The organism is Streptomyces griseochromogenes, from assembly GCF_001542625.1.
Lineage (GTDB): Bacteria > Actinomycetota > Actinomycetes > Streptomycetales > Streptomycetaceae > Streptomyces > Streptomyces griseochromogenes.
This window is the reverse complement of sequence record NZ_CP016279.1, coordinates 4,454,205-4,478,943: the sequence shown is the minus strand read 5'-3', so window position 1 is coordinate 4,478,943 and position 24,739 is coordinate 4,454,205. Positions and strand designations below refer to the sequence as shown.

23 protein-coding genes and 3 pseudogenes are annotated in these 24,739 nt (G+C 69.4%); 10 read left to right on the top strand and 16 right to left on the bottom strand.

Annotation, left to right across the window (positions count from 1 at the left end):
- The first annotated feature begins 100 nt into the window (after positions 1–100).
- From AVL59_RS19045 to AVL59_RS19035, 3 genes are read left to right on the top strand one after another with little or no spacing between them, the layout of a single operon-like run.
- A complete protein-coding gene (locus AVL59_RS19045; RefSeq protein WP_237281550.1) occupies positions 101–940 on the top strand; it encodes an SDR family oxidoreductase in 840 nt (279 codons plus the stop codon).
- A gap of 36 nt (positions 941–976) precedes the next feature.
- A complete protein-coding gene (locus AVL59_RS19040) occupies positions 977–2,443 on the top strand; it encodes a cytochrome ubiquinol oxidase subunit I (RefSeq protein WP_067305839.1) in 1,467 nt (488 codons plus the stop codon).
- A gap of 11 nt (positions 2,444–2,454) precedes the next feature.
- On the top strand, positions 2,455–3,480 hold the full coding sequence (locus AVL59_RS19035) for a cytochrome d ubiquinol oxidase subunit II (protein WP_067317470.1): 1,026 nt from the start codon (positions 2,455–2,457) through the stop codon (positions 3,478–3,480).
- 29 nt (positions 3,481–3,509) lie between these two features.
- Here the strand turns inward: AVL59_RS19035 and AVL59_RS19030 are convergent, their stop codons facing one another.
- Both AVL59_RS19030 and AVL59_RS19025 read right to left on the bottom strand, forming a co-directional pair.
- Positions 3,510–4,460, bottom strand: a complete 951-nt coding sequence (locus AVL59_RS19030; protein WP_067305836.1) for a DUF389 domain-containing protein — start codon at positions 4,458–4,460, stop codon at positions 3,510–3,512.
- Positions 4,461–4,483: 23 nt separating this feature from the next.
- Positions 4,484–4,972 (bottom strand): gluconokinase, encoded by a 489-nt coding sequence (locus AVL59_RS19025; protein WP_067317469.1) that lies wholly within the window; start codon positions 4,970–4,972, stop codon positions 4,484–4,486.
- 189 nt (positions 4,973–5,161) lie between these two features.
- On the opposite strand from AVL59_RS19025, the gene AVL59_RS19020 reads away from it, so the two are divergent.
- On the top strand, positions 5,162–6,136 hold the full coding sequence (locus AVL59_RS19020) for a 2-hydroxyacid dehydrogenase (RefSeq protein WP_067305833.1): 975 nt from the start codon (positions 5,162–5,164) through the stop codon (positions 6,134–6,136).
- Positions 6,137–6,248: 112 nt separating this feature from the next.
- Here AVL59_RS19020 and AVL59_RS19015 read toward each other — a convergent pair whose 3' ends face one another.
- The 5 genes from AVL59_RS19015 to AVL59_RS18995 form a co-directional block, all read right to left on the bottom strand.
- Positions 6,249–7,469, bottom strand: coding sequence for a cytochrome P450 (locus AVL59_RS19015; protein ID WP_067305831.1), 1,221 nt, complete (start codon positions 7,467–7,469; stop codon positions 6,249–6,251).
- Positions 7,470–7,482: 13 nt separating this feature from the next.
- Positions 7,483–8,874 (bottom strand): NAD(P)/FAD-dependent oxidoreductase, encoded by a 1,392-nt coding sequence (locus AVL59_RS19010; protein ID WP_067305829.1) that lies wholly within the window; start codon positions 8,872–8,874, stop codon positions 7,483–7,485.
- Entirely contained in the window at positions 8,871–9,098 is a 228-nt protein-coding gene (locus tag AVL59_RS19005; protein ID WP_067305826.1) for a ferredoxin, read from the bottom strand. The genes AVL59_RS19010 and AVL59_RS19005 overlap by 4 nt, the downstream gene beginning before the upstream one ends.
- A gap of 440 nt (positions 9,099–9,538) precedes the next feature.
- Entirely contained in the window at positions 9,539–10,480 is a 942-nt protein-coding gene (locus AVL59_RS19000; RefSeq protein ID WP_079146785.1) for a YhjD/YihY/BrkB family envelope integrity protein, read from the bottom strand.
- Positions 10,481–10,627: 147 nt separating this feature from the next.
- Positions 10,628–11,644: an MsnO8 family LLM class oxidoreductase gene (locus AVL59_RS18995; RefSeq protein WP_067305823.1), complete on the bottom strand. Its 1,017-nt coding sequence runs from the start codon at positions 11,642–11,644 to the stop codon at positions 10,628–10,630.
- Positions 11,645–11,832: 188 nt separating this feature from the next.
- Here AVL59_RS18995 and AVL59_RS18990 point away from each other — a divergent pair, with 188 nt between their 5' ends.
- A complete protein-coding gene (locus tag AVL59_RS18990) occupies positions 11,833–12,297 on the top strand; it encodes a hypothetical protein (protein ID WP_067305821.1) in 465 nt (154 codons plus the stop codon).
- Between the two features lie 26 nt (positions 12,298–12,323).
- On the opposite strand, the gene AVL59_RS18985 is transcribed toward AVL59_RS18990, so the two are convergent.
- The 3 genes from AVL59_RS18985 to AVL59_RS18975 form a co-directional block, all read right to left on the bottom strand.
- Complete coding sequence (locus tag AVL59_RS18985; RefSeq protein ID WP_067305818.1) at positions 12,324–12,656, bottom strand: hypothetical protein; 333 nt, start codon at positions 12,654–12,656, stop codon at positions 12,324–12,326.
- 217 nt (positions 12,657–12,873) lie between these two features.
- Positions 12,874–13,308 carry a peptidoglycan-binding domain-containing protein gene (locus AVL59_RS18980; protein WP_067305815.1) on the bottom strand — a complete coding sequence of 145 codons (435 nt, stop codon included), beginning with the start codon at positions 13,306–13,308 and terminating at the stop codon, positions 12,874–12,876.
- A gap of 334 nt (positions 13,309–13,642) precedes the next feature.
- On the bottom strand, positions 13,643–14,125 hold the full coding sequence (locus AVL59_RS18975) for a WapI family immunity protein (protein WP_067305812.1): 483 nt from the start codon (positions 14,123–14,125) through the stop codon (positions 13,643–13,645).
- A 390-nt stretch (positions 14,126–14,515) separates the two neighbouring features.
- Between AVL59_RS18975 and AVL59_RS18970 the strand changes: the two genes are divergently transcribed.
- Positions 14,516–14,899 (top strand): AQJ64_40280 family protein, encoded by a 384-nt coding sequence (locus AVL59_RS18970; RefSeq protein ID WP_067317465.1) that lies wholly within the window; start codon positions 14,516–14,518, stop codon positions 14,897–14,899.
- 514 nt (positions 14,900–15,413) lie between these two features.
- Here AVL59_RS18970 and AVL59_RS18965 read toward each other — a convergent pair.
- Both AVL59_RS18965 and AVL59_RS18960 read right to left on the bottom strand, forming a co-directional pair.
- Entirely contained in the window at positions 15,414–16,061 is a 648-nt protein-coding gene (locus AVL59_RS18965) for an NADPH-dependent F420 reductase (protein WP_067305810.1), read from the bottom strand.
- A gap of 56 nt (positions 16,062–16,117) precedes the next feature.
- Positions 16,118–16,931 (bottom strand): annotated as a pseudogene (locus tag AVL59_RS18960) (inositol monophosphatase family protein).
- A gap of 119 nt (positions 16,932–17,050) precedes the next feature.
- Here AVL59_RS18960 and AVL59_RS18955 point away from each other — a divergent pair.
- Entirely contained in the window at positions 17,051–17,965 is a 915-nt protein-coding gene (locus AVL59_RS18955; protein WP_067305807.1) for a LysR family transcriptional regulator, read from the top strand.
- 350 nt (positions 17,966–18,315) lie between these two features.
- Here the strand turns inward: AVL59_RS18955 and AVL59_RS18950 are convergent, their stop codons facing one another.
- Entirely contained in the window at positions 18,316–19,389 is a 1,074-nt protein-coding gene (locus tag AVL59_RS18950) for an alkene reductase (RefSeq protein WP_067305804.1), read from the bottom strand.
- A 116-nt stretch (positions 19,390–19,505) separates the two neighbouring features.
- Here AVL59_RS18950 and AVL59_RS18945 point away from each other — a divergent pair, with 116 nt between their 5' ends.
- The gene (locus AVL59_RS18945) at positions 19,506–19,895 is read left to right on the top strand and encodes a MerR family transcriptional regulator (protein WP_067305801.1); all 390 of its coding nucleotides are present in this window, start codon (positions 19,506–19,508) and stop codon (positions 19,893–19,895) included.
- Between the two features lie 581 nt (positions 19,896–20,476).
- On the opposite strand, the gene AVL59_RS18940 is transcribed toward AVL59_RS18945, so the two are convergent.
- From AVL59_RS18940 to AVL59_RS18930, 3 genes and pseudogenes are all read right to left on the bottom strand, one after another.
- Positions 20,477–22,006, bottom strand: a complete 1,530-nt coding sequence (locus AVL59_RS18940; RefSeq protein ID WP_067305799.1) for a hypothetical protein — start codon at positions 22,004–22,006, stop codon at positions 20,477–20,479.
- Positions 22,007–22,232: 226 nt separating this feature from the next.
- Positions 22,233–22,693, bottom strand: a pseudogene (locus AVL59_RS48365) (transposase); the annotation flags it as partial.
- 585 nt (positions 22,694–23,278) lie between these two features.
- Entirely contained in the window at positions 23,279–23,788 is a 510-nt protein-coding gene (locus tag AVL59_RS18930; RefSeq protein ID WP_067305796.1) for a carboxymuconolactone decarboxylase family protein, read from the bottom strand.
- A 23-nt stretch (positions 23,789–23,811) separates the two neighbouring features.
- On the opposite strand from AVL59_RS18930, the gene AVL59_RS18925 reads away from it, so the two are divergent.
- Both AVL59_RS18925 and AVL59_RS48355 read left to right on the top strand, forming a co-directional pair.
- Positions 23,812–24,354, top strand: a complete 543-nt coding sequence (locus AVL59_RS18925; protein ID WP_372450362.1) for a MarR family winged helix-turn-helix transcriptional regulator — start codon at positions 23,812–23,814, stop codon at positions 24,352–24,354.
- A 92-nt stretch (positions 24,355–24,446) separates the two neighbouring features.
- Positions 24,447–24,677 (top strand): annotated as a pseudogene (locus AVL59_RS48355) (transposase); the annotation flags it as partial.
- Positions 24,678–24,739: the final 62 nt, after the last annotated feature.

Genomic DNA, 24,739 nt, shown 5'->3' with positions numbered 1-24,739 from the left:
GATCACGGTGCGGCTCCTCGTCCACGGTGTTTGTGTGGCGCCTGAACCTCCGGGCCGTGGCCCGGCTGATCCGGGCCAAGGAGTGGAGGAGACAGACATCGTGAGTGCCACCGAGGGCGCACCGCAGAACGTGATCCCCGCGCATCTGCTCAAGGGGCAGAAGGCGCTCGTCACCGGCGCCAACTCCGGGATCGGCCGGGCCACGGCCGTCGCCCTGGGCCGGGCCGGAGCCGACGTGGTCGTGAACTACGTGGCCGGGCGTGAGGACGCCGAGCAGGTGGTCGAGGAGATCAAGGCCCTCGGGGTTCGGGCCGCGGCCTACGAGGCGGACGTGTCCGACGAGGACCAGGTCGTGGCGATGATGGACCGGATGGTCCAGGAGTTCGGCACGATCGACATCCTGGTCGCCAACGCCGGACTGCAACGCGACGCCTCGTTCACCGAGATGACCCTCGCCCAGTGGCAGAAGGTGCTGGACGTCAACCTCACCGGGCAGTTCCTGTGCGCGCGCGAGGCGACGAAGGAGTTCCTCCGGCGCGGCGTCGTGCCCGAGGTCTCACGTGCCGCCGGGAAGATCATCTGCATGAGCTCGGTGCACCAGATCATCCCGTGGGCCGGGCATGTGAACTACGCCTCCTCCAAGGGCGGCGTCCAGATGATGATGGAGACCCTCGCCCAGGAACTCGCCCCGAAGAAGATCCGGGTGAACGCGATCGCCCCCGGGGCCATCAAGACCCCCATCAACCGCAGCGCCTGGGAGACCCCGGAGGCCCAGAAGGACCTCCTGCGGCTGATCCCCTACGACCGTGTCGGCGATCCCGAGGACATCGCCAACGCGGTCGTCGGCATCGCCTCCGACCTCATGGACTACGTCGTGGGAGCCACCCTCTACGTGGACGGCGGGATGACCCTCTTCCCCGGCTTCGCCACCGGCGGCTGACTCGCCCCGTTCCCGTCGGCCCCCAGAGAGACACCCATGCACTTCACGGTCCCTTTGCTGGCGGACGCGCCGGCGCAGATGCTCCCGGCCAGATCTCAGATGGCCTTCACCCTCGCCTCCCACATCATCCTGGTGCCTCTGGGCGTGGCGCTGCCGCTGATCACACTGATCATGCACGGTTACGGTCTGCGTCGCGACGACGAGACCGCCCTGCTGCTGGCGCGCCGGTGGTCGGCGGTGATGGCGGTCCAGTTCGCCATCGGCGTCGTCACCGGCACCGTGCTGTCCTTCGAGTTCGGTCTGCTGTGGCCGGGCATGATGGGCCGGTGGGGCGATGTCTTCGGCATCGGCTTCGGGGTCGAGGCGTGGGCCTTCTTCCTGGAGGCCGTTCTCATCGCCATCTATCTGTACGGCTGGCGAAGGCTTCCCGCCCGTACCCACTTCCTGCTCGGACTGCCCCTGCCCTTCGCGGCCCTGCTCGGCGCCTTCGGCATCCTGGCCGCCAACTCGTGGATGAACACCCCGCGGGGCTTCACCCTCGACTCCGCCGGCAACCCCGTCGACGTGAAGATCTGGAAGGCGATCTTCACGCCCATGTTCGGACCGCAGTACTGGCATTTCGTCGTGGCGATGTTCGTGACGGCGGGCTACGTCGTCGCCGGTGTCTATGCCGTCGGCTGGTTGCGCGGGCGCCGGGACCGGTATCACCGGCTCGGTTTCACGATCCCCTTCACGCTGGCCGCGGTGCTCACACCGGTGCAGTTCATGCTCGGTGACTCCATCGCCCGGCAGGTCTTCCACAAGCAGCCCGTGAAGTTCGCGGCCATGGAGATCGTCTGGAACACCGACACCCATGTCCCGGAATACCTGTTCGGCCGGCTGCATCCGGACGGAACCATCTCCGGCGGCATCAAGATCCCCCAGCTCGACTCGATCCTCGCCGGTTTCCGCCCGGACACCAAGGTCACCGGTCTTACGTCGGTGCCGGCCGGTGACCGGCCGACGGCTGTCGAGGCCACCATCACCCATTTCGCGTTCGACGCCATGGTCGGCATCGGCTCACTGCTGCTCCTGCTCGCGATCTGGTACGCCCTCGTGTGGCTGCGCCGCCGCCGGCTGCCGGCCTCCCCGTGGTTCTACCGCGGTGCCGCGTGCGCGGGCGTGGCCTCCGTCGCCGCCGTCGAATGCGGCTGGATCACCACCGAGGTGGGACGCCAGCCGTGGATCGTCTACCAGAGCATGCGGGTCGCGCAAGCGGTGACGTCGACGCGTTCCACCACCCTGTGGATCATGTTCGGGCTGGTCGTCGTGGTGTACGTCTTCGTCTTCGGGTCGTTTCTGGTGGTGCTGCTGAAGATGCGCGCACGCTGGCGGCTCGCCGACGAGAAGGGCGGACCGCAGGCTCCGCAGGAGGCACCGGAGGCGGACACGCCGTACGGGCCGCGCTCCACGGTCGGGCCCGGAGGCGACGGAAGCGCCTCGTCCACGGGGAGCCGGACGTGATCGCCGGAGTCATGGCCGTCGTCCTGCTGCTCGCGGTCGCCGCGTACGCCTGTGGCGGTGGCACCGACTACGGAGCCGGCTTCTGGGATCTGATCGCAGGCGGGGCGGAACGCGGCAAACGCGCCCGATGGCTGATCGACCACGCGATGGCTCCGGTGTGGGAGGTCAACAACGTCTGGCTGATCTTCGTGCTGGTCATCATGTGGACGGGCTTTCCCGTGTTCTTCCAGCGGGTGTTCACGGCGATGTGGCTGCCGCTGGCGCTGGCCGCCGTCGGCACCGTGCTCCGCGGGGCCGGCTTCGCCCTGCGCAAGCCTCTGACGAGGCTGGCAGGCCGGCGCCTGTACGGTGCGATGTTCGCCGTCTCCTCGCTGCTGACGCCGTTCTTCCTGGGCGCTGCGGCCGGAGGGGTGGCCTCGGGCCGGGTGACGGCGGGTACGATGGCGTCGACGGATGCCTGGGCCAACCCCACCTCGCTGCTGTTCGGCCTGCTGGCCGTGGCCGCCACGGCCCTGCTCGGTGCCGTGTTCCTGGCCGCTGACGCCCGGCGCTTCTCGGCGCCGGACCTCGACGGCTACTTCCGGCGGCGGGCACTGGCGGCACTGGCGGTCGTCGCCGTGCTCGCCGTGATCACGCTGGTCGTCACGCACAAGGACGCCCCCCATGTGTGGCACGGGCTCACCCATGGCGTGGGACTCGTCTTCGTGATCGTGGCAGCGGTGGCCACGCTCGCCACCGTATGGCTGCTGACCCGTCCCTCCGCGGACCGGTCCCGGGTCTCGGCCGTCGGCGTGGTGGCGTCGGCCGTCCTCGCCTGGGGCATGGCGCAGCGCCCGTACCTGATCCCGACCTCACTCACCGTGGCCGAGGGGGCGGGCGCGCACACCACACTGCGCTGGCTCGGGCTCGTCACCCTTGTCGCCGTCGTGTTGGTCTTGCCCGCGGTCGTCCTGCTGTACTGGCTGGACACCCATGGCGAGCTGGAGGGGCTCACCGACGCTGAGCTGCGGCGCGGTGGCGCACGTGACGAGGGGTGACCTCGTGGCCGGTCCACCGGGCCGGACCGTTAACCCTGCGGCCGCATGGCGGCACGACGAGCCGCGCGGCGCCACAGGCCTCGCTGCAGACGCAGGGTGAGGAAGCCCACGACCACGAGAACGACCACGTTGAGCAGGAGCTGGACCAGCGAGCCCCTCGCCTCACGCCAGTCGCCGAAGGCGAGCGAGACGGCGATGTCCGAGGCGGCGGGAATCGTGGTCACGGAGATGAAGACACCGAGCAGCGCACTGGAGCGTGCCTCCGTGAGCGAGACGACTCCGACCACGCCGGCGAGGACGGCGACGATGGCAGAGAAGACGTCCGGGGTGTCGATGAGGTGGGAGACGGGCCGCAGGCCCAGCTCAAAGGCCGTGGATTGCAGGCCGGCAGCCCGCACCAGCACGGAGAAACCCAGAGTGACCGCGATGGCCAGCAGGAAACCGGTCGTCAGCGCGCGCGTCCCTTCCCAGACCCGGCGACGGCTGCTTCGGTCGAGGCCGAGCGCGACGCTGGTGATCGCGCTGTATTCGGGGCCGACCACCATGGCTGCCACGATCAGGATCTGCGAGTTGGTCATGATGCCCACCGAGCCGATGAGACCGGCGATGACCAGGAACAGGTAGAAGGACGGCGGGTACGTTCCCCCGGCCCGGATGTGGGCCTCGAGCGCGGCCCACAGCGGGGCGTGGACGAGGGCGCTCGGCTGGTCGTCCTCGATCTGTTGCGCACGGTGCGAGAACATCAGGTCGACGTCATCGACGGCGATCGCCCCCATACGGTCGACGCCCAGTGTGCGCAAGCTGCCGAGCACGCCGTTCGCGGCTCCCTTCACCACGTCGCACTCGAGCACGTCGCCGTCCGGAACGTGGGCGGATTTCACGACCACCAGATTGAGGACCCGGTCGTGCCCGGCCAGCAGGTCGACGGCCCGCTGGGTGAGCGCGGGCGGCATGACCATCCGGAAGTGGATCAAGTCCATCCGAACCTCCCGTGGGGCGCGAACTACCGGTCCGGCCCGGTCACCGCGCGCAGCGCCGCCGCCAGGACCTGCTCCGGGTCGCCGGACCCGTCGATGGTGACGCCCGGCTCCTGGGCCTGCAGCGGATCCAGAACCTCGTACTGGGAGTCGAGCAACCGCGGGGGCATGAAGTGCCCCTTGCGACGGGCGATCCGCTCCGCGGCCACCGCTCGGTCCAGAGCGAGGTAGACGAACCACAGGTCCGCTCCCGTGCGCCGGAGCTGGTCCCGGTACTCGCGTTTGAGTGCGGAACACGTGGCAACACCCCCGCGTCCACCTGCCGCAGCCGTTCGAATCCACTGCGCGAAAACCGCCAGCCAAGGCTTGCGGTCGGCGTCGTCGAGTGGGTGCCCGGACGCCATCTTGGCCCGGTTGGCCGCGGGGTGGAGGTCGTCGCCCTCCAGGAACGGCACGCCGAGTCGTTGAGCGAGCCGCGCTCCGACAGTGGACTTGCCGGACGCGGACACGCCCATCACGATCACCACGCGTGAACCGTTGGCCACGCTGGTCAACGTGCCTCCCTCTGGTGGCGGTGGAACACTGGTGCACATCCACTATCACCCGTCGTTCCAGGACGTACCGTATACGCGATTCCTGGCCGGGCGCGTCCCACTCGCTCTGTCCGCCGACCACAGCCGGCCGTTGCGTCAGGAGTCCGCCCGATGACGTCCACCAAGAGCCCGGACAGGGTGAGACTCCTGCTGCCGTTCACGCCGGCCGACCTCGGCGGGCTCCCTCCGGGATGGCCTGCGCTCGTCTGGGACGGCACCGGCCGGGCCCCCGACGGCCGGTTACTGGACGCCGTCGAGTTCTTTGCCATCCCGTACACCTTCAACCGTGCGGCGCTGCCCCTGCTGCCGGCCCTGCCGGCCTTGCGCGTGTTGCAGTCCTTGAGCGCGGGCGTCGACGACCTGCTGCCCCACCTGCCCGCCGGAGTCACGCTCTGCAACGCCAGAGACGTCCACTCGGCGAGCACAGCCGAATACGCGGTGACGCTGACACTCGCCGCACTGCGTGGCATCCCCGACTTCGTCCGCTCCCAGGACGCGCAGCGCTGGACACCCGGCTTCCGGCCCGCGCTGGCCGACCGAACCGTTCTGCTGCTCGGCTACGGCTCCATCGGTGTCGCCGTCGAAGCTCGGCTGACGGCGTTCGACTGCGACGTGCTGCGCGTGGCCCGCACCGCGCGACAGCTGCCCCAAGGGCCGGTGCACTCCATGGACGAGTTGCCGTCTCTGCTCCCCCAGGCCGACGTGGTGGTACTGACCCTGCCTCTCACGGACGCGACCCGAGGAGCGGTCGACGCGCGGTTTCTGGCGCGGATGAGGGACGGAGCCCTGCTGGTCAACATCGCGCGTGGCCCGATCGTGGACACCACCGCCCTGGTCAGCGCCTTGCGCAGCGGGCGGTTGAGCGCGGCACTCGATGTGACGGACCCGGAACCGCTGCCGCCGGGCCATCCCTTGTGGACGACACCCAACACACTGATCAGCCCGCATGCGGCCGCCACCACCTCTGCGTTCCGCCCCCGTGCGCTGGCGCTGGTCCGTGCCCAGCTGGCCCGGTACACGGCCGGAGAGCCCCTGGCCAACGTGGTGGTGGCGTCCCAGGACCATGGGAGGGACCGGCCGGCGTGACACGCCCGGAGCGGGTGGCACCTGTCCAGCCCCTCGGGGCCGTCGATGTGCCGGCCGGCGTGGAGCCCGTCCGCGGCAGCCTGTGACCTTGCCGGTGGCCTCGGCCGTCGCGTCAACCTGCAGCCTGCTCGACGTGCAGATGGATCGGACCACGAAGAACGGGGCTGCGCCGGTACGGCGGCGGGTCGGCGACCAGCCTGGGCCGGTCCAGGCGGCGTACCAGCTCACCCAGCGCGATCTGGGCTTCCCGCCGGGCCAGCGGGCCGCCGAAGCACAGGTGGATGCCGCTGCCGAAGCCGAGGTGCTGGTTGTCTCGCCGGTCGGGGTCGAAACGGTCGGGATCGTGGAAGCGGTTCTGGTCGCGGCTGCCCGAGGCCAGCATGAGCATGATCTGCGAGCCCTTGGGGATGACGGTGTCGGCGACGGTGATGTCGCTGTACGCCGCCCGCCACGGAATGATGTGCACGGGAGGCTCGTAGCGCAGCAGCTCTTCGACCAGCGGGACGACCAGGCCCGGTTCGTCGCGCAGTCGCTGCAGCACGTCCGGATGGCGCAGCAGTGTCAGCATGCCGTTGGTGATGAGGTTGACGGTGGTCTCGTGGCCCGCGATCAGCAGCAGGTTGGCGGTGGAGACAATGTCGTCGTCGGCCATCCGCCCGTCCGGCCCGTCATCGTTGGCCATGCGTGACAGCAGGTCGTCACCCGGTCGGTCATGGCGTTGCTCCAGCAGCCCGCCGAGGTACTGGCGCAGGTCCTTGCGGGCCTGCACGCCCTTCTCCAGCTTTTCCTTGGGGTCGGTCTTGGGGTCGTAGTCGATCGAGTTGATGAGGTCGTTCACCCACACGCGGAACCTCGGTTCGTCCTCGCGCGGCACGCCGAGCAGGTGGCAGATCACCGAGACGGGGAACGGGTAGGCGAAGTCGTCGACGATGTCGATCTGCTCCTTGCCTGCGAAGTCGTCGATCAGACTGCCGACGGCGGAGGTCAGGGCGGGTTCCACGCCAGTCACCAGCCCCGGGGTGTGCGGAGGGCCGAAGTGGCGCATCGCCATACGCCGCAGGCGGTCGTGCTCGGGCGGGTCCATGTTGATGAACGCCGGCGTGGCGTCTCCCTGGCCTTGCGGCATAGGACGCGACAGATTGCGGACGTCGGAACTCAGGTGCGGGTCGTGCAGCAGATCCGTGAGTTCGCGATAGGTGCTGACGACGTAGCTGCCGTCCTCCTGCCGGGCCACGGGCGTCCGGCGCAGCTCGGCGTACAGCGGGTACGGGTCGGCCCTGGAGGAGTAGTCGAGGATCCGGCGCAACATGTCGGGCGTCTCGGTCGTGGTCATCTCGCTCTCCCTCCTACCGGTGATACTGCGCGGCCGTGACCCGCCGCTCACCGGGGTCATGGCCGGTGACGACCACCGTGGCTCCCTGTGCGAGCAGGGTGGGGCCGGGGAAGTCGACGGGCACCGGTTTCATGTCGGCGGGTTGGTCGGGTGTGGGGCAGGGCGGCGGGAAAGGCGCGGCCGTCTCGATCAGATTCCGGTAGTGGTCCAGCCACTTCGCGTTGTTGAAGCTCACTGCCGCGGTGACGCGGCCCCGATAGCCGTATGCGGCGACGAAACGGTGGTCGGACACCGACCCCTGGGTGACGGCCACCTCGTCGGCGAAGGTCGGCACACCGACGGACTTGATGTTGACACCGAACTGGATCGACCAGAACAGCGGGATGGACAGGTGGGGCCAGCGGTCCGCCTGGCCGCTGACCATGTTGTGCGCCGCGACCTCGGCCTGCTCCACGGCGTTCGCCCAGTGCTCCAGCGAGATGAGCCGGTATTCGTAGATCGGATTCGGGCAGCGTGCCACGTCTCCGGCGACGAAGATGTCGTCGGTGATCAGGCCGTTGAGGGTGAGGGCGCGGCAGCCCGTGTCGCAGGCGATTCCCCAGACACCCGCCGCCAGTCCCGAGCCCCGCAGCCACTCGGTGTTGCGGATACCCCCGAGTGCCACCACCGCCACGTCGGCGTCGATCGTGCTGCCGTCGTCGAAGTGAGCACGGCGGAAGTGCCCCTGCGCGTCGCCCTCCAGCTGGGTGACCTTGACTCCGCAGCGCAGGTCGACACCGTGAGCACGCTGCATGTCCGCCGCGACCTCACCGATCATGGCACCGAGCGCCCCGACCAGCGGGGCCGGCGCGAGTTCGGCGACGGTCAACGGGATGTCCCGCTCGCGGCAGATGGAGGCGATCTCGGAGCCGGTGAATCCGGCACCGATGACCAGTACGCGGGAGGGTCCGGCGGCGAGCGCGCGCTGCAGGCCCTCGGCATGCTCGCGCGTACGCACGACGAACACGCCGTCCAGGGCTGCCTCGCTCTCGACGAACCACGGCCGGGCTCGTACCCCGGTGGAGATCAGCACCCGGTCGAAGGGAATCTCGCGTCCGTCGGCGAGACGCACGATGTTGGTGGCCAGGTCCAGCCCGGTGGCGGGCACCCCCAGCAACCACTCCGCATTGACGTCACGACGTCGCGGCAGCGTGGTGTCCCCGGCCGACACCCACCCGGTGAGTACCTGCTTGGACAGGGGAGGCCGGTCATAGGGTTCGCCCAACTCGTCACCGATCATGGTCAACGATCCGGTGAAACCCTCGCCGCGCAGAGCTTCCGCGGCCCGCAGTCCCGCCAGTGACGCACCGACGATCACGATGCGGCCGTCGCGCTTGAACGCTTGCAGGTTGTCCGCGCTGGTCATGACGGCGACGCCTCCACCGGTGCGTCCCGTCCCTCCAGCTGGTCGACAAGGATCGCTTGGACCGGGCAGGCCGCCGCGGCGCGCAGCACCTGGTCGCGCCGGGCGTCGTCGGGGCTCGGGTCGTACATCAGCGCTTCCTCGCCGTGCATCCGGAACGCGTCCGGAGCGAGGAACGCGCACTGCGCATACCCCTCACATCGGGAAAGGTCCACGACAATTCTCATCCCGACCTCCACAGGGACTGCAAGCTGTGGACCCTGAAGTCTGTGCCACTCCGCCGCGCAAAGCGTGAGACAGGCATCGAGAGAAGGAATTCGGCCGTTGCCCACCCCTGTGAAGTGCGAAGGGGTGCAAAAGGCTCGTCGGGTCTCCACAGAAGAATTCATCGTCGCGAAGAGGTGATCGCGGTCTGCGAAACCGCCCACAGAACGCGACCTGGCAGTCAGAAGCCTATGCCCCGCGTACATCACCTGCACCCTGGAAAGGGGTGTCCTGCCGATGTCACGCAGGCACAGCTGCCTTCCTGGTCATGGGCGAGCGAGCGAAGAGCATGCTGGGCAACTGGAAAGAATGGGCCGCGCGGCACAACACGGCTGTCATGGCCGACGTTCTGAGTTCCTGACCCGGCCGACGCCGACAGCAGAGAAGGCCGCGGCCGACGGTGTCACCGGTGTGCGGCCCGGCCACGAACCGGAGGCGGGCTTCCGAGGCGCCGGGCCGGCGCCGGTTCCTGGGCCACGACGGCGCCCGCGCTGATGCTGATCGCGACGGCGACACAGACCACGATCAGCCACGACAGCAGGATGAACACCGGGCCGAGGGAGCCGTATTCGGAGAGGGCCTGGTTGAGCGCCCGTGGCAGATACAACCGTGCGGTCACGCTCAGTGCCGTGACGGCGACAGCCGTGATCACCGCGCCGGGCAGCAGGGGTTTCCAGCCGACCAGGCCGCCGAGCAGCAGATGCTGCGTCCACCACCACAGACCCGTCAGACCCACCAGCGTGATCGGGATCCCCAGCCAGGCCCCGACGCCGAACCCGTCGCGCATGGGCCCCTGAACCAGCAGCGCCGCCAGCCACAGGACGAGCCAGGCCAGCCACCGCCAGGGGGCGATTCTGGTCCCCGCCCGGGGAATCTCCCAGGCGCGTTTGCACAGCCGCTGCAGCGCCCTGCTGACCGCAGTGGCGGAGAGCAGCACCATCAGCCCGCCCACGACACCGGTCGCCTGCCGCAGACTTCCGGTCGTGGGGCTGAGCGCCTGTACGAGCTGGGCGTCCGCGGCGCCAGTGACCCCGAAGACGGTACGGACGGACGTGATGAGCTGGTGCCGCACCGGCGGCGGAGCGTATGCGCCGACCACGAAGAGCAGCGGAACCGCGGTCAGGAAGGACTGCGCCGCCAGGCGAGTGGCGGAATCGAAGATGTTCACCGACACCATGCGGTCCGCGAGGTGGGTGACCACCGGAAACCGGGTCGCCGCCCGTGCGTGCGCGGACCGGGCCGAGGCAGTCACCCGGCGTGCCCAGCTCCGCCGACGGGACGCGTCGGCGGCACGTCGATGCAGACGGAGCGTACCCCCCGGCGGCACCCTCCCGGTACGGGGCATGACGTCGCTCCTTCCTCCCCCCAGAGTGGCGGACTGAGCGCTCCGCAGCACGTCAGCCATGGGCCCCACCGGCACCGAGACGGGCAGCCGCGCCAGTAGCCACAGGCCGGCCGGTGGCGCAGAAGGCGATCGACCCTGCGCAGTGCGTCAGCGTGAGGTGTCCGGAATGCGCAACGCCGCCGTACCGCCCATCGCCCCTACCTCTTTCTTGACGAGCTCGAAGGAGCGAAGCCTGTCGTCGAGGGCGTGGACCGGTGTGGTGAGCATCAGCTCCTGCGCGCCTGTCATGGCGGCTATGTCGGCCAGGCGGCGCGCCACGACGTCCGGTGTTCCGTACGCCTGGTGAGCGCGGAAGGCGTCCAGCGCCTGCTGTTCCTGCGGGGTGAAGGAGTGGGCCGCGGCGTCCTCGGGCGTCGGGAAGGGGATTTCGGCCGTCGCCTTGAGCAGCCCCGCTTTGATCACGTTCATCGGTCCGGCGAGCCGCTCCGCCTGTTCTTCCGAATCCGCGCAGATCGTCTCCACACACACCAGCACCGTCGGCTTCGCGCACCAGCGGGACGTCGTGAACGCGCCGCGATAGCACTCCAGCACCGAGAGTGTGTTGTCCGGTCGGATGTGGTGCGCGACGGCGATGGGCAGCCCCAGCCGCGCGGCCAGTGCGGCACCTGCGGTGCTGGAGACCAACAGCCAGGGTTCCGGGAGCGGTTCCAGTGCCACTTCCTCGACCAGGAAGGTCAGGATCGCGGCCACATCGTCCTGGTATTCGGCATCGGTGGCCGGCTCGGCGTCGCGGCGCAGCGCCCGCGCGGTGGCCGCGTCGAGCGTCCCGGGACCGCGGCCCACTCCCAAGTCGATACGGCCGCCATGAAGGGCGGCGAGAGTGCCGAACTGCTCCGCGAGCCCGAGGGGCGGGTGGTTGGGGGCCAGCACCCCACCTGAGCCCAGACGGATCGTCGAGGTCGAAGCGGCGGCGTGGGCCGTCAGCACTACCGGTGGGAACGCGCCGATGGCCGGGGAATGGTGGTGTTCGGCGTACCAGATCCGCCGATAACCAAGCCGTTCGGCCTTCTGCGCGAAGGTGGCCGTCTGACGCAGAGAGTCCACGGCCTGCGTACCGGCCTGGACGGCCGCAACTTCCAGGATGGACAACGGGACATCGATCACACCACGAGCATAGGCGGACCAGACCTGTACATGCCCACCGCCCAGCCGCACGGCGGGCTCGCCGCGGCGGCGCTTTGCGGGATGAGTAGGTTGGCACCCAGCTACGCGCCGTCAGCGATGGCGGTGCTCCGGGCGACGGCGGTCTTGGCGGCCGGCTCCAGGCCCGGCAGCGGTCAGAGAGGTTGTCCATGAAATTCGTCGAGGCGGACTGGGATTCCGAGTTGCACGGGTTCCGTCTGGATGCGGGCGCCTACCTGGCCGAGCTGCCGCGCCTACGGCCCCAACTGCCGCCCGGTGCCCGATCCTTCGCCTCCGACCCCGAACACTACGACATCGGAGGCGCCACCCGCTGTGTGAAGGACTTGGAGCTGGCAGGGGTCCACCTCGCCGTCGACAAGAGCGGCGGACTGGTCCTGGAGTTCGCGCCCAACAAGTGGAAGCACGGCTCAGGCCTGCGCATCACCTACTCGGGCGTGCGGCACTTCTCCATCGAGTACGAACACTCCATCGACTGGATGGGTGTCGACACCGTGCTCCTCGACGAGATCCTGCCCGCCGAGGACGGCGGTTGCCTGCACGAGATCGTGCTGACCGACGCGAGCATCACGGTCCGCTGCCAGGATCTGGAGGCGGTGTGGGGCGACACCGGCTGACGGTGGTCCACGGCAACGACTCGGCTTCAGTGCGGGATGACGAAGTCGTACCCCGCCGCCTCGTGGGCGTCGCCGGCCGGGCACCAGCCGCCTTCCGGGTAGCCGAAGCAGGACAGGCCCAGGCACCTTTCGCAGTACCGCCAGTCGGCCTGTGCGGTCGGCGTCTCCGGCACGTTGCAGGGAAGGCGGAATTGGTGTCCGGCCGCGTAGTGGCCGTCACTGGCGCCCGGGCAGCGGCCGACGCCCAGCCCGAAGAGCACATGGATCATCCCGTAGCAGCGCTCGCAGAAGCGCCGGACGGTGTCTTCGTCGCGAAGACGGTCCGCACGCGCCGGCTGGTCCTGCGCCGCATGCGCCACCGCGCTGCTCTTTGCGGTGACAACGAGCCCGGCCAGTACGCCGTGTAGTCCGCGAACGTGGGACTCACCGCCGTGGATCTTGACGTTCCCTCTGCGACACTTGGTCAGGCGGCCGGTGCGCGCTTTGGTGAGGGTCTCGCCTACGGGATCATAGGGCGAGGGTCCGGGCCGCCGGTGCCCAGTCCCTCGCCGATTCGATGGCGCAGGGCGTTACCAATCAGAAGGTCGAGCAGGCGGCTCCCCTGGGCCCCGTCAGGATCCAGTTGAAGACGGTCCGTGTCTTGGGGCCGTAGAGGCCGTCGCTGGGTGAAACGTGCTTCTCCCGCTGCAGCTTGGCGACCGCTGCCTTGGTGCCGGGGCCGTAGATGCCGTCGACGCCGCCGGGGTTTGCCGTGCTGCAGCGTTTGAGGGAGTTCTGGAGCGCCTTGACGGCAGAGCTACTGTTGCCGGGGCCCAGTTGACAGTTCAGGGAGCCATTGGACGCCGCGGCCACGGGACCCGAGAAGTCCTGATACCACTTCGTCACGGTCTTGGTGCAGATCGGGGTGGCGGCCTGGGCGTGCCCGGCCGTCAGGGCCACGAAGCCGGACGCGAGAAGGACCGAGCCGCACCCGGCGACGGCCAGGCGTCGGACGCCGGTGACGAGGGACATGGATGTACCTCCGTGAATGTCGTGATGCTTTGGATCAAGGCCGGACGATCCATCCTGGGAGCATCCCGGCCGCGTCAGCCCGGTTCCGGACGTACACCTCGGCTACGGCCATCGATAAGTCCGCCTCTATCAATGTGAACACTACGGCCGGCCGGCAGGCGCATCATCCAACCCAGGTTGGTAAACCGCTGCGGTACTCGCCTACAACCGGGGTGCGGGTGTCCGCCGAGTTCGTTCGCCCACTCCGTCCGATGTCCGAGGGCGATGGGTTCGAGCCGCGTGCCGTACTTCCGTATGACAGCGCGCGTCGACCTGCACGTGGAACTGGCGTTGATCAGCGGGCGGGAAAGGAAGCCAGAGCAAGATCCCACTGGTCAGCTGCGTGGACCAGCGCGGCCGTATTCACGTGCACCTCCACGAAGTACTGGTAGATGTCCACCCTGCGATCTCCCTGGTTCCAAGGGGGCGCCGCCTCCAGGGACAGGTGCAGGCGAATCAACGCCCCAGCTTCGCTCCGGTCAGCCAGGCTGAAGGCCAGGACCGGTTCGATAAACCATGTGTCCGGGGACACATAGCCCCCGGCATCACGTCGGGTGACGGCCACTGTCCCTGCGGCCACGCCGCGCAGCCAAGCGCCGACCTGGCGGGCTTCGTCGGTCAGCAGTGCTGGATCGGCAAAGGACCAGCTTCCCTCGGGACTTGTCACCGCGCCGCTGATGACCAGCCAGTTGTCGTCGTAGCGATTGCCCCGCACCGCAGCGAACTCATACCGCAGCGGGCGGAGTTCGACACGGTTGGCATGGTCAGTCAAGAGCACTGCACCAGGATGTCACAGCCCTCGAGAGGCTCCAGGTCACGGGCGGGTGATCGGAGCGATGCCGCGGTGGGTTTCGCGTGGTGGAGGTATCCGAGGAGAACGCCACCAGCGAGGCTCGACACATCGTGGAAACCGGCCTGACGGCGCTGGGTAAGACGGGGCCGTGCGGCCGGTGGTGTCCGTGGCCGTCGACCATGGCGGCAAGGCACTCGTCGCGGGCGAGGGCCCATTCCCGTGGATCGCCCGGTGCCGTGCTCGTTCCGGCTCGAGCAACCTTCGTGAGCGCCGGGCAGTCTTCCCGGATGCCGAGGTCGGGGCAGCGCCCTTGCCCATGCATGAGCCGGCATACGGGCGGAAGACGACTTGCCGAGTGCCCGAATGAGGGTGGAGATGACGAATCTGAACACCGTGGTGACGTGGGTTGACGCACGCGAGAGGCTGCCCCGGAGCGGTACACCAGTGGCGGCAGCGATCACGGGCCGATATCCAGCCGACAGCGCCACTGAGTCCGATACGGCGTTGGGTGAGGAATTCTGGCTGGTGAGGCCGATGTACTTCACGACCCTGCACTGGAGTGAGGACGGGGCAGAGCACAGGGACTGCTTCGTCGACTCCGACGGGATTGTCCGTTTGCCCTACGGCCTTGACAGCGATGAAACCGTGACTCACTGGGCCGAGTTGCCGACCCTGCCAGGCGGGATGACGCACATCGTTCTCGGGGACGACGTGCGGTCAGCTCTCCAGAACGCCTGGGACGCTCCTCCCGTCACCTGACCCAGCCTGCTCGGCCCCGTACCGCGCATCCCGCCACTCCCCCGCGCCGCAGGTACAGGCACACCGCGCCGGTCACCGCGCACCGGCGTCGCCTCCCCCGTCAGGAGTTCCCCGGCGTGGCCAGGGTCGTCCGACCACAGCCGGCCGCGGCCACGAACCTCCGTGTGCACAGCCGGCCGGACCGAGCCGGCCAGGTGCAACCCCCACGGCGGTCGGCCACCGTCCGGGCGAAGAACACCGTGATCGGCAACAGCCGCCGAGCATCGGCAAGTTCACCTACCAAGGCGGCGCCGTGACCTCGCTGGCGCGGCGTCGTTGAACGGTGCGAGTCCATACACCGGGCCCCGGGGATGTCACGACCGACCCCCGGGGCCCGTGGCATGCCAGGGGCCGGTCAGGACAGGTCGAAGGCCCATGCGAGGGCTTCGGTGTCCGGCCTCGGCGAACCGGGCGAAGTCGCGGGCAGCTTCCTCATCCGGGTCGGCTCCCGCTCCGCGGTGCCGGCCCTGGCGGGTCAGCGGGCGAGGGAGACCGCGAAGGGCTGGAAGCCGTGGCGGCGCAGGATATGGGGAACCACCAGGATCATGGCCTCGGTGGCACGGGCTGTGGTGATGTCGCCGAGGTCCTCGATCCATCCGGGCTGCCAGCCCAGGTCGCCGAGCAGACCGGTGACGGTCTTCTTCGCATGTTCGTCGTTGCCCGAGACATAGACGACGGGCGGGGTGGCCAGGGTTTCGGGGGCGGCCATGACCATGAACAGCATGGTGTTGAGGGTCTTGACCACATGGGTGTCGGGGAGGGCGGCCTGGAGTTGCTCGGCGAGGCTGCTGCCGGGATAGCACAGGTCGCCGGGCAGGCCGTCATCGGAGTCGCGGGTGGCGTTGGATACGTCGACGAGGATCTTTCCGGCGAGTTCGGTGCGCAGGTCGGTGAGGCGGTCCAGTGCGCTGTCGCCGGGCGTCGCGTTGATCACGATGTCCGCGGTGCGGGCGGCGGTGCGCTGGTCGACGAAGGAGATGCGGGGGTCCAAGCCTTCGGCGGACCTTATGGTCTCCTCCTTCGGACTCCGGCGGCCGAGGACGACGTGGTGTCCGGTCGCGGCGAGCTTGCCGGCGAGGCTGGCGCCGACGCGGCCGGCGCCCAGGATGCCGATGCTGGTCATTGTGGTGCTCCTAGCGGTCTTGGGTGGAACGAACGGGAGCGCGGGCGCTTCCGCGGTCAGGCGATCGGCGACAGGACCTCGAGGGCGCCGGCGTGGATGCCGGGGGCGGCGGCCAGGAAGTCGCGGCTGCCGGTGCTCCAGGGTCCGCCCGCCAGGTCGGTGACGGTGCCTCCGGCCTCGGAGACCAGCAGGGCACCGGCGACCAGGCCGGAGCGGACGTCGGAGAACTGCCAGAACGCGTCCACGCGTCCGGCGGCGACGTGGATGAGCTGCATCGTGGCGGGCACGGACACACGCACGACCAGGCCGTTGACGAGCATGGCGGTGACCGACTCGCCGATCCGCCGCAAGGTGTCCTCGTCCTCGCCGGGCTTGGCCTGGCCGGTGCCGATGAGCGCGGCGCCCAGGTCGGTCCTGGCGGACACCTTCAGGGGTCGGTCGTTGAGGCAGGCACCGCCGCCCGCGACGGCGGTATAGGTGTCACCGGCCAGCGGCAGGTGGACGACGGTGAGTACCGGGTGGTTGTCGCGGACCAGGGTGGCGGTGACGGCCCAGTCCGGCATGCCGTGGACGTGGTTGATGTTGCCCTCGGCGGGGTCGACGACCCACCACTCCCCCGGGCGGGAGCGCGCCGCCGGCCAACTCGTCCTCGGTCCACTGCGATCCTCGCCGGGCCCGCAGCAGCGGTTCCCGCAGCACGTCCAGCACCGCGGCGTCGTTGGCGTGGATCTCGTCGACGACCTCGCTCAGGCTCACGCCTCGGGCGTGCGGGGTGTAGCGGTCTCGCAGCGTCAGGCCGGCGGTCTTCATCGCGGCCGTCACGTCGGACATGAGCGTCGTGTCGGCGTCGAAAGGCACGGCTGTGCTCATGGCTGGCTCCCTGGGGTTCGGCCGAAGTCCGGGGCGGCTTGTCTCACGCCCGCACTTCGACGGTAGGTCGACCGACGATTAACAACAAGTGCATGCTCTTCACTCATAGAGTTACTCTCATGCAACTGGATCTGAACCTGCTCACGGCCCTGGACGCGCTGCTGGAAGAGGGCAGTGTCGCCGGTGCCGCGGCCCGCCTCCACGTCACCGCACCGGCGATGAGTCGCTCCCTGGGCCGTATCCGCAAGGCCACCGGTGACCAGATCCTGGTCCGCAGTGGCCGCAGCATGGTCCCCACCACCCGCGCACTGGCCATGCGCGCCCAGGTCCACGCCCTCGTGCAGCAGGCCCACCGGCTTCTGTCCGCGCAGCGGGAGCTCGACCTGGCGGCCCTGGAGCGGGTGTTCACCGTGCGCTGGCACGACGCCCTGATCGCCGCCTGCGGCACCGCACTGATCGCCGCCGTCCACCGCCAGGCGCCCGGCGTCCAGCTACGCCTGCCCGGCGAACCCGGCACGGACACCCCCGAGCTGCGCCGGGGTGAGGTCGACCTCGAATCCAGCTCCGGCCGGCCGACGCTGCCCGACATCCGCCACCGCCTCGTCGGCCGCGATCGGCTCATCGTCGCCGTCCGCCCCGGCCACCCGCTCGCCGAAGGCCCCCTGAGTGTCGAGCGGTACGCGGCCGCCGAACACCTCACCGTCTCGCGGCGCGGACGCCTGCGCGACCCGATCGACGACGCCCTGACCACACGCGGCCACGAGCGTCGCGTCATCGCCGCCGGGCCCACCACCGCCTTCGCGCTGCAACTCGCCCTCGGCACCGATCTGGTGGTCACCCTTCCCGACGCGGTCACCCGCGCGGCCCGGGACCGGCTCGGCCTGATCACCCTGCCGCTGCCACTCCAGTTGCCCGACGTCCCGCTGTACCTGCTGTGGCACCAGCGCTACGACGACGACCGCGCCCATACCTGGCTACGCGACCTGGCGACCGAGACCGTCCAGGCACTGTTCGCGCCACCGACCGGCTCCTGACAGACCGCCACCTTCGAGGCCGGTGATCCACGTCGTACCGACACCACCGGAGCGGGAGATGCCCGCCGCGCGCCCGCAAGCCGCCGGGCCTCTGGAACCTTCGAGCGGGGGCGGCGGCCCCCGCTCACACTCACCCCCGGCAAACGCCCGCACTCACCGGCCTCGGATTCCACTGGGCAACGTAGGTACGCGCGTTCTCAGTCACGGCAGCCACGCCTCGAAATGGCGGGCGACAGCAGCGACGTAGATCGACATGGCCGGACTCCCGATCCGGCGGAACGGCCGGTGCCGCATCGGGCGGCGTTCGCGCTGTCGTCCACCTCGCGGAGGCGTGAGCCGCCACACGGGCGTCAGACCGTGTACTGATAGGCCGGATAGGTGAGGTAGCCGGCGTCGCCGCCCTGGTAGTACGTGCTCTCGTCGACGGGAGCGATCGGCAGGCCGACGCGGAGGCGTTCGACGAGGTCCGGGTTGGCCAGGAAGCCGCGTCCGAAGCTGATCAGGTCCGCGCCCAGCCCCAGCCAGTGGTCCGCTTCCTCGCGGCCGGTCTGCTTGGGGCCCATCGGGAGAACCGGATTGACGATCAAGGTCCCGGGCCAGGCGCGGCGCAGCCCCATGAGCACCTCCTCGTCCGTGGTCGCTTCCAGGTGGATGTACGCGAGTCCGAGACGGGACAGTTCCGTAAGCAACGCGGTGTTGAGGGCGAGTGCGTCGGTCTCCTCGACGCCCCAGAAGCCGCCTCCCGGGGACAGTCGGATGCCGGTCCTGACCGCCCCGATCGCGTCTACGGTCGCGGACACGGCCTCCACGGCGAACCGGATCCGGCCCGCGATCGTGCCGCCGTAGCGGTCCGTGCGCAGGTTGGCGTTGGAGGAAAGGAACTGCGAGATCAAGTAGCCGTTGGCGCCGTGGAGTTCGACTCCGTCGAAGCCCGCGTCGATGGCGCGGCGGGCCGCCTCGGCGTACGCGTGGGCGTGCTCGGGCACCTCGGCGGTGTCCAGTGCGCGGGGCACGGGTGCGGGCTGCGGGCCGGTCGGGGTGAAGACCTCGCCCACCGCGGCGATCGCCGAGGGGCCGACCGGCTGGTGGCCGGTCGTGTCGGGGTGCGAGACCCGGCCGCCGTGCATGATCTGGGCGAAGATCCGCCCGCCGTTGATGTGCACGGCGTCGGTCACGGCACGCCAGGAGGCGGCCTGCTCATCGGTGTGCAGTCCGGGCGTGCCCGGGTTGGACTGCCCGACGAGGCTGGGCTGCACGCCCTCGGACACGATCAGTCCGGCCGTCGCACGTTGCGCGTAGTACATCGCCATGGACGGTGTGGCGAGGCCGCCGGCCGCGGCCCTGACACGGGTCATCGGGGCCATCACCATCCGGTTGGGCAGGGTCAGGTCGCCGAGTCCGTAATCGCTGAACAAAGTCGTCACGTCGGGCTCCTCAGTCCGTACATCGCGTGCCCGGGTGCCGGGCACAGCGCTACGCTAAAACCTGACATTGATGTCAGAGGCAAGCGATGTGGTGTGGTTCACCATGGGAGGCAGTCGTGCGGATCGGCGAGCTCGCGGCGCGTACCGAGGTCAGCGTCCGGTCGCTGCGCTACTACGAGGAACAGGGGCTGCTGACCAGCAGCCGTAGCGCCAGTGGGCAGCGGCATTACACGGACGCCGAGGTGGAGCGCGTGCGTTTCATCCAGCGCCTGTACACGGCGGGCCTGTCCAGTCGTACGATTTCCGAGCTGCTGCCCTGCGTCGACGCGCCCAGTGAGGGCAACTCCGATGCCGCTCTCGATCGGATGGCGCAGGAGCGCGACCGGCTCTCCGGGTACATCGACGAACTCGTGCGGACGCGGGACGCGTTGGACGGTCTGATGGCCACGGCCCGCGCCCATCGCGAGAGCCTGCGCACTCCGGCCGGCACGGGCCCAAAGTACTGAACGCGCACGGTGGTTCCCACCCGAGGTCAGGATCACTGCTGAGGTTGTCGATGGACTGCGCGGCGGCGGAGCCCGGACGGCGGGGTGTCGCCAGGCTGTGCGGGGCAGGTGGCAGAACGTGTACGCGTCCGGGCGATCGATGACGTCGAAGGGCGGCACCCGCCACGGATCATCCGCGGGGCGGCGGGTCGGTCGTGACCTGACCGCGAGGACACATGGTGCTGCCGTCCGCGCAGGGCATACCGGTGGCGAAGATCGCCGACGTGACGTTCACCAGCACGGACCGGGTCCCGGACGTGACCCGCAACGTCAACACCGACGGTCACCCGTGATCCAAGCCCGCGACTGGACGGCAACCAAGATCGGGTCTGTCCTGGAGGACCCCGAGCCCGGCGAGTTCTGGTCCTCGGCCTGGGACGGCCCGGTCCCGCCGACCCGGACACCGCGCCGTGAGACGTCCAGCCGTTGCCTCAATCGCCGACCTCCATCCCCGCTCCTGGGACCTCGCAGCGGGCTCTTCTCCTTGAGGTGTCTTGCCACTCGGGGCTGGGACACAGCGACACGATCATTCCCACTGAGTGTCAGTCCCTGAGTGCGTGCCGGACGAGCCAGGCCCGGTCGGGTTCGTCATCGCCGTCGGGCCAGGATGCGACGAGGCCGCGCACGAAGTCGCGGTGCTGGTCGATCAGGTGGTCGTAAGTGAGGCCGAGTGCGCCTTCGACCTGGACGGGCAGGACGTCGGAGTGAGCGGCGCGCAGCAGCACGGCGGTGACCTGCGGCCCGGGCACGTCGAACAGGGCGATGACGGCGAGCGCACGGTCGTCCACGGCAGCCGAGGGGTCGAAGACGAGCTCTTCCAGGGCGGCGATGACTCGGGCGTCCGGCTCTTTCCACCGGTCGAGGCACTCTCGCGCCGCGCGGATCGCGCGCTCGCGTACCAGCGCTTCGGCGTCACGGCGTCGGAGCACAGCGGTGAGCAGCACGACGTCCTCGGGGCCGGCGAGCAGCGCCAGGACGTCCAGCGCGCTGGCGTGGCTGGCTCCGGCGCTGGTCTCCCGGCCAGCCCTCGCCGCTGATGGCGACAGCGTCAGGAGATGGCGAGCGAGAGCAAGGACGTTGGGGCGGAGCGCCTGGACGTCCAGATCGAAACGCGTGAGCCCCTCGTTGTCGCAGAAGTGGTCCAGGGCGATGGCCACCATCGGGACGAGACCGCTGTAGAGCATGGTCCGAAATGCCTGCCGGTGGGCTCGTCGGCTGGTTGGGGCGCGCATCTCTCGGTGGGCTTGGAGCAACCCCGAACTCTTGGGATCGACCCCCTGCCAGTAGGTGCTGTGCGGGCCGGGGCCGAGGGCCTCGCGGACCTCGCTCGCCGCGAAACTGCGCTCATCGTACGGCCAGGAGGCGTCGAGGTCTTCCAACAGGGCGCGGTGGCCGTAGAACCGCTGACCGATCGACAACGCCCGTGCCGCCTCCTGTTGGAAGCGGTAGTCGTCCTCGCCCGTCGCGCGCACCAGGAGCGCGGTCGCCTCGGCGCCGGTTGCGCCGCGCAGCGCCCTCAGCGCTTCGCGGCGGTCGTCGATGTCCAGCGAGTGGTCGAACGCCATCTCACCGATCAGTGCAACCAGCCGGGGATCGGGGGGCTCCGAGTTCGCCAGGGCGGTTCCCGCTGTGCCCAGAGCGTTGTACAGCAGTGCCCCGTCCGGGCGGCGCCGCAGTACGGTGAGGACCACCTCGGCGTCCTCGGGCCCCGCGTCATTTTTGAGGGCGAGCAGGGCGCTGGCGTGATCGGCACCCTCGAAAGCGATGTCGTCGCCGGGCCGGGGCGGGCGACGGAGCATCTCGCGGGCGGTCGCGAGGACTTCCTCCCGGTGGGGCTCGAACGGGTTGGCCTCGCCGAACCGGCTGGTGGCGGCGGCACGGTCGAAGTAGTCGAGGGCGGTACCGCGCGCGACGGTGTCCTTGCTGCGCAGTAGCACCAGGAACGCCCGCTGGAACTCGTCGGGAGTCGTCACCGCGTCGGTGGCATCGAACGCGGCCTGCAGCTCGGCATCGTCGAAATCGCAGTTCCAGTACCAGGACTGGAACTCACACAGGAAGGTCATCATGAACACCCGGGAATCAGATCATTCAACACCGATGCGTGCCACCGCACATCACATGAAAGACCCGAACTGCGGTGCGCTCGTGCAGAGTTCGGCAAGCCTGGACGCGGATCACTTGCAGTGGCGGTACCACAGAAGCTGGGCCGAAGCCCGAGTTCGGAACCGCACTCCTGAGGGTCCGTTATCGTTCTTCAGGTACGCCGAGGCATCCCAGGTAGCCGAGCCGGTGGTACGTCTACTCGGGCTGAAGGAGGTTGCGCAGGCGGGCGACGCCAAGCATGGCGTGGTCTACGCCGTCGCCCTTGAGCCGGCAGTCACGCAGCTTCTTCCATACCTTCACCCGCACGACGACGTGCTCGCCCCGAGTTCGGACGCGGTTGTGGTAGCGGTTGTGTTCTTCCCGTCACACAGGTCACCGTCGGCGGGGCGTCGATGCGGGATCACGAGTCCGGTGCCCGGGCAACCGCCATCGGCGATTGTTGTCGGCTTCCCGACGGCGGCCTTGGCGCCGGACTCGACTCATGCCGTGCAGTCGTTGCGGTTGCCCGGCACCGGCCGCCCGATCTCCACGACCAGACACCTGTCAGCATCTGCGACCACCTGGTGATCGGTGGAGTACCTGTAGTTCTTCGACTGCTCGGCGATGCTGTGGTCGCGGGTAGGGACTAGAGTGCCGTCCACGGTCAGCACCGTGTCCGTCCCACCGCATAGGCGGTTGAAGCACCACTCGACAGTGTTGCGCTGCTTATAGGTCTCGCGGCCGAAGGCTGGTGGCCTGCTGCCCCGTCGGAGCCGGTGGCCCGCCGGGAACGGGATCACCGCCCGGGCACCGCGCTTGCGCCAGTGGTCGCGGATCGCGCGGGGCGAGTGGGCCATATCCGCCAGGTGCATGTCCGGCATGGTGCCCGGACGCCCCGGTGTCGGACCGGTTCGTCGGCCGGAGCCCTCTTTACGGGCCCCGGCCGCGTGCTGAGGAGCTCGCACGATCGTGGATTCCACCGACACGGCCCAGGCCAGGTCCTCGTCGACGTCGGGCTGGGCCGTCAGCGCGGTGAGCACCCGCTCCAGGTGCCGTCGACGACCCGGCGACCCCTCGGTCGAGATGCCGGGCGAAGAACCGGACTGCGCTATCGGCCTCGAACCTGGGCAGTCCTTGCCGGCGGCGGTGAGACGCCTCCTGCGGGTCCGCCACTACCGGGCTCGGCGAACGCGCCGCCGCCGGACCCACTGCGCGCCGGCGTATCGAAACGCCGGCTCACCAGGCTCGACGAGGCTCCGCCTTCACGCCGCCCTGACAAGGCGGTTGGCGAATGTCGACATCGTGTATGTACCGATACCCAGGACGACTTCCAGTGCGTTGCGCTCGGTGTACCCGTGTGCCCTCAGGGCCTTGAGCGCGTCATCGTCCACCCCGCCGGCGGTGGACAGTACGTCAAGCGTGAACATCCGGAGCGCTTCGAGCCGTTCGTCGGTCAGCGCCCGCTCCTCACGCAGGGCGGCGATCAGCTCCGTTTCCGCGCCGAGTTTGCGGAGCTTGCCGGTGTGCATGGCGACGCAGATGTGGCACTGGTTGCGCACGGCGACCGTCATGATGACGACCTCCCTGGCCAGCGCATCGAGCGTGCAACGCTCGAAACTTGCGCTCAGGGCCAAGAATCCGTTGAGCAACTCAGGTGATGCAGCCAGCCGCGCTACCGCGTCCGGCACCGTGCCACCCGATGCGCCAGCCACGGCCTGCATCGCCGGTCGCGACGCTTCTGGAGCGCTCTCCACGCTGTGTGCGGCGAACATGGCACCCTCCTAGGATGGTCAATATGGTTGACGATCAGATGGTAAACCAGGTTGTCTTTCCGGCCAAGGGAGCTGGAGCGACGGGCGGGGACCCTGGCCGGCCCAGGGCCGGCTACGAACTCCCGCTGCTGCTGTTCGCGGGATTCCGCACGCTCATCGACGGAGTGCACGCCGAACTGGCCCGGCAGGGCCATCCGAATGTGCGTCCGGCGTACGGCTTCGCCTTGCAGGCGATCGGCCTCGAAGGCAGCGCCGCCAGCGATATCGCCCGCCGCCTGGGAATCTCCAAACAGGCGGCGGGCAAGACCGTCGACCGCCTGGTCGCCCTCGGCTACGCCGAACGCGCCGATGATCCCGCCGACGCCCGGCGCAGGCTCGTGCGGCTGACCGAGCGAGGGTATGACCTGCTGGCCCGCTCAGCTGCGATCTTCGACCAGCTGCGGGCGGATTGGGCCGCCGTCCTGGGCGAGGAACGCCTGCGCGCAATCGAGGACGACCTGCGCGCGGTAGCGGCGCCGGGAGCGTTCCGGCTCGACGCAGCAGGGTGGATCGGCGGAATGGGCTGACCAGCAGTCCCTCGGCTACGACCTCCTCGGCACGAGCAACGGAATCGAGTCGATAGACGCTGAACCGGGTCGTGAAGGCTTCTCCCTTCAATTACCTTGGCACGGCCCTGGTCATGCCGCACCGCCGCGAGCGGGGCCAGACCGAACTCCCAGCCTGGAAGGACGAACACAACCGCTCGCACAGGCAAATCCGGGCCCGCATCGAGCACATCGTCGCCCGGCTGAAGGGCTGGAAGATCCTGCGCGACAGCCGCCGCAAGGGCGACGGCGCCGACCGCGCCATGCTGGGCAGCGCCCGGCTGCCCGATCTCAGCCTCGTCGGATGGAGAAGCGGGCCACACAGCACGCAGTCGCGTCCGGTGGCGACTCAAAGATCATTGCGGGA

Coding starts and splice junctions, on each gene's coding strand:
- AVL59_RS19040 (WP_067305839.1), top strand. CDS start 977: ATGCACTTCACGGTCCCTTTGCTGGCGGACGCGCCGGCGCAGATGCTC.
- AVL59_RS19035 (WP_067317470.1), top strand. CDS start 2,455: ATGGCCGTCGTCCTGCTGCTCGCGGTCGCCGCGTACGCCTGTGGCGGT.
- AVL59_RS19030 (WP_067305836.1), bottom strand. CDS start 4,460: ATGGACTTGATCCACTTCCGGATGGTCATGCCGCCCGCGCTCACCCAG.
- AVL59_RS19025 (WP_067317469.1), bottom strand. CDS start 4,972: ATGGGCGTGTCCGCGTCCGGCAAGTCCACTGTCGGAGCGCGGCTCGCT.
- AVL59_RS19020 (WP_067305833.1), top strand. CDS start 5,162: ATGACGTCCACCAAGAGCCCGGACAGGGTGAGACTCCTGCTGCCGTTC.
- AVL59_RS19015 (WP_067305831.1), bottom strand. CDS start 7,469: ATGACCACGACCGAGACGCCCGACATGTTGCGCCGGATCCTCGACTAC.
- AVL59_RS19010 (WP_067305829.1), bottom strand. CDS start 8,874: ATGACCAGCGCGGACAACCTGCAAGCGTTCAAGCGCGACGGCCGCATC.
- AVL59_RS19005 (WP_067305826.1), bottom strand. CDS start 9,098: ATGAGAATTGTCGTGGACCTTTCCCGATGTGAGGGGTATGCGCAGTGC.
- AVL59_RS19000 (WP_079146785.1), bottom strand. CDS start 10,480: ATGCCCCGTACCGGGAGGGTGCCGCCGGGGGGTACGCTCCGTCTGCAT.
- AVL59_RS18990 (WP_067305821.1), top strand. CDS start 11,833: ATGAAATTCGTCGAGGCGGACTGGGATTCCGAGTTGCACGGGTTCCGT.
- AVL59_RS18980 (WP_067305815.1), bottom strand. CDS start 13,308: ATGTCCCTCGTCACCGGCGTCCGACGCCTGGCCGTCGCCGGGTGCGGC.
- AVL59_RS18970 (WP_067317465.1), top strand. CDS start 14,516: ATGACGAATCTGAACACCGTGGTGACGTGGGTTGACGCACGCGAGAGG.
- AVL59_RS18965 (WP_067305810.1), bottom strand. CDS start 16,061: ATGACCAGCATCGGCATCCTGGGCGCCGGCCGCGTCGGCGCCAGCCTC.
- AVL59_RS18955 (WP_067305807.1), top strand. CDS start 17,051: ATGCAACTGGATCTGAACCTGCTCACGGCCCTGGACGCGCTGCTGGAA.
- AVL59_RS18930 (WP_067305796.1), bottom strand. CDS start 23,788: ATGTTCGCCGCACACAGCGTGGAGAGCGCTCCAGAAGCGTCGCGACCG.
- AVL59_RS18925 (WP_372450362.1), top strand. CDS start 23,812: ATGGTTGACGATCAGATGGTAAACCAGGTTGTCTTTCCGGCCAAGGGA.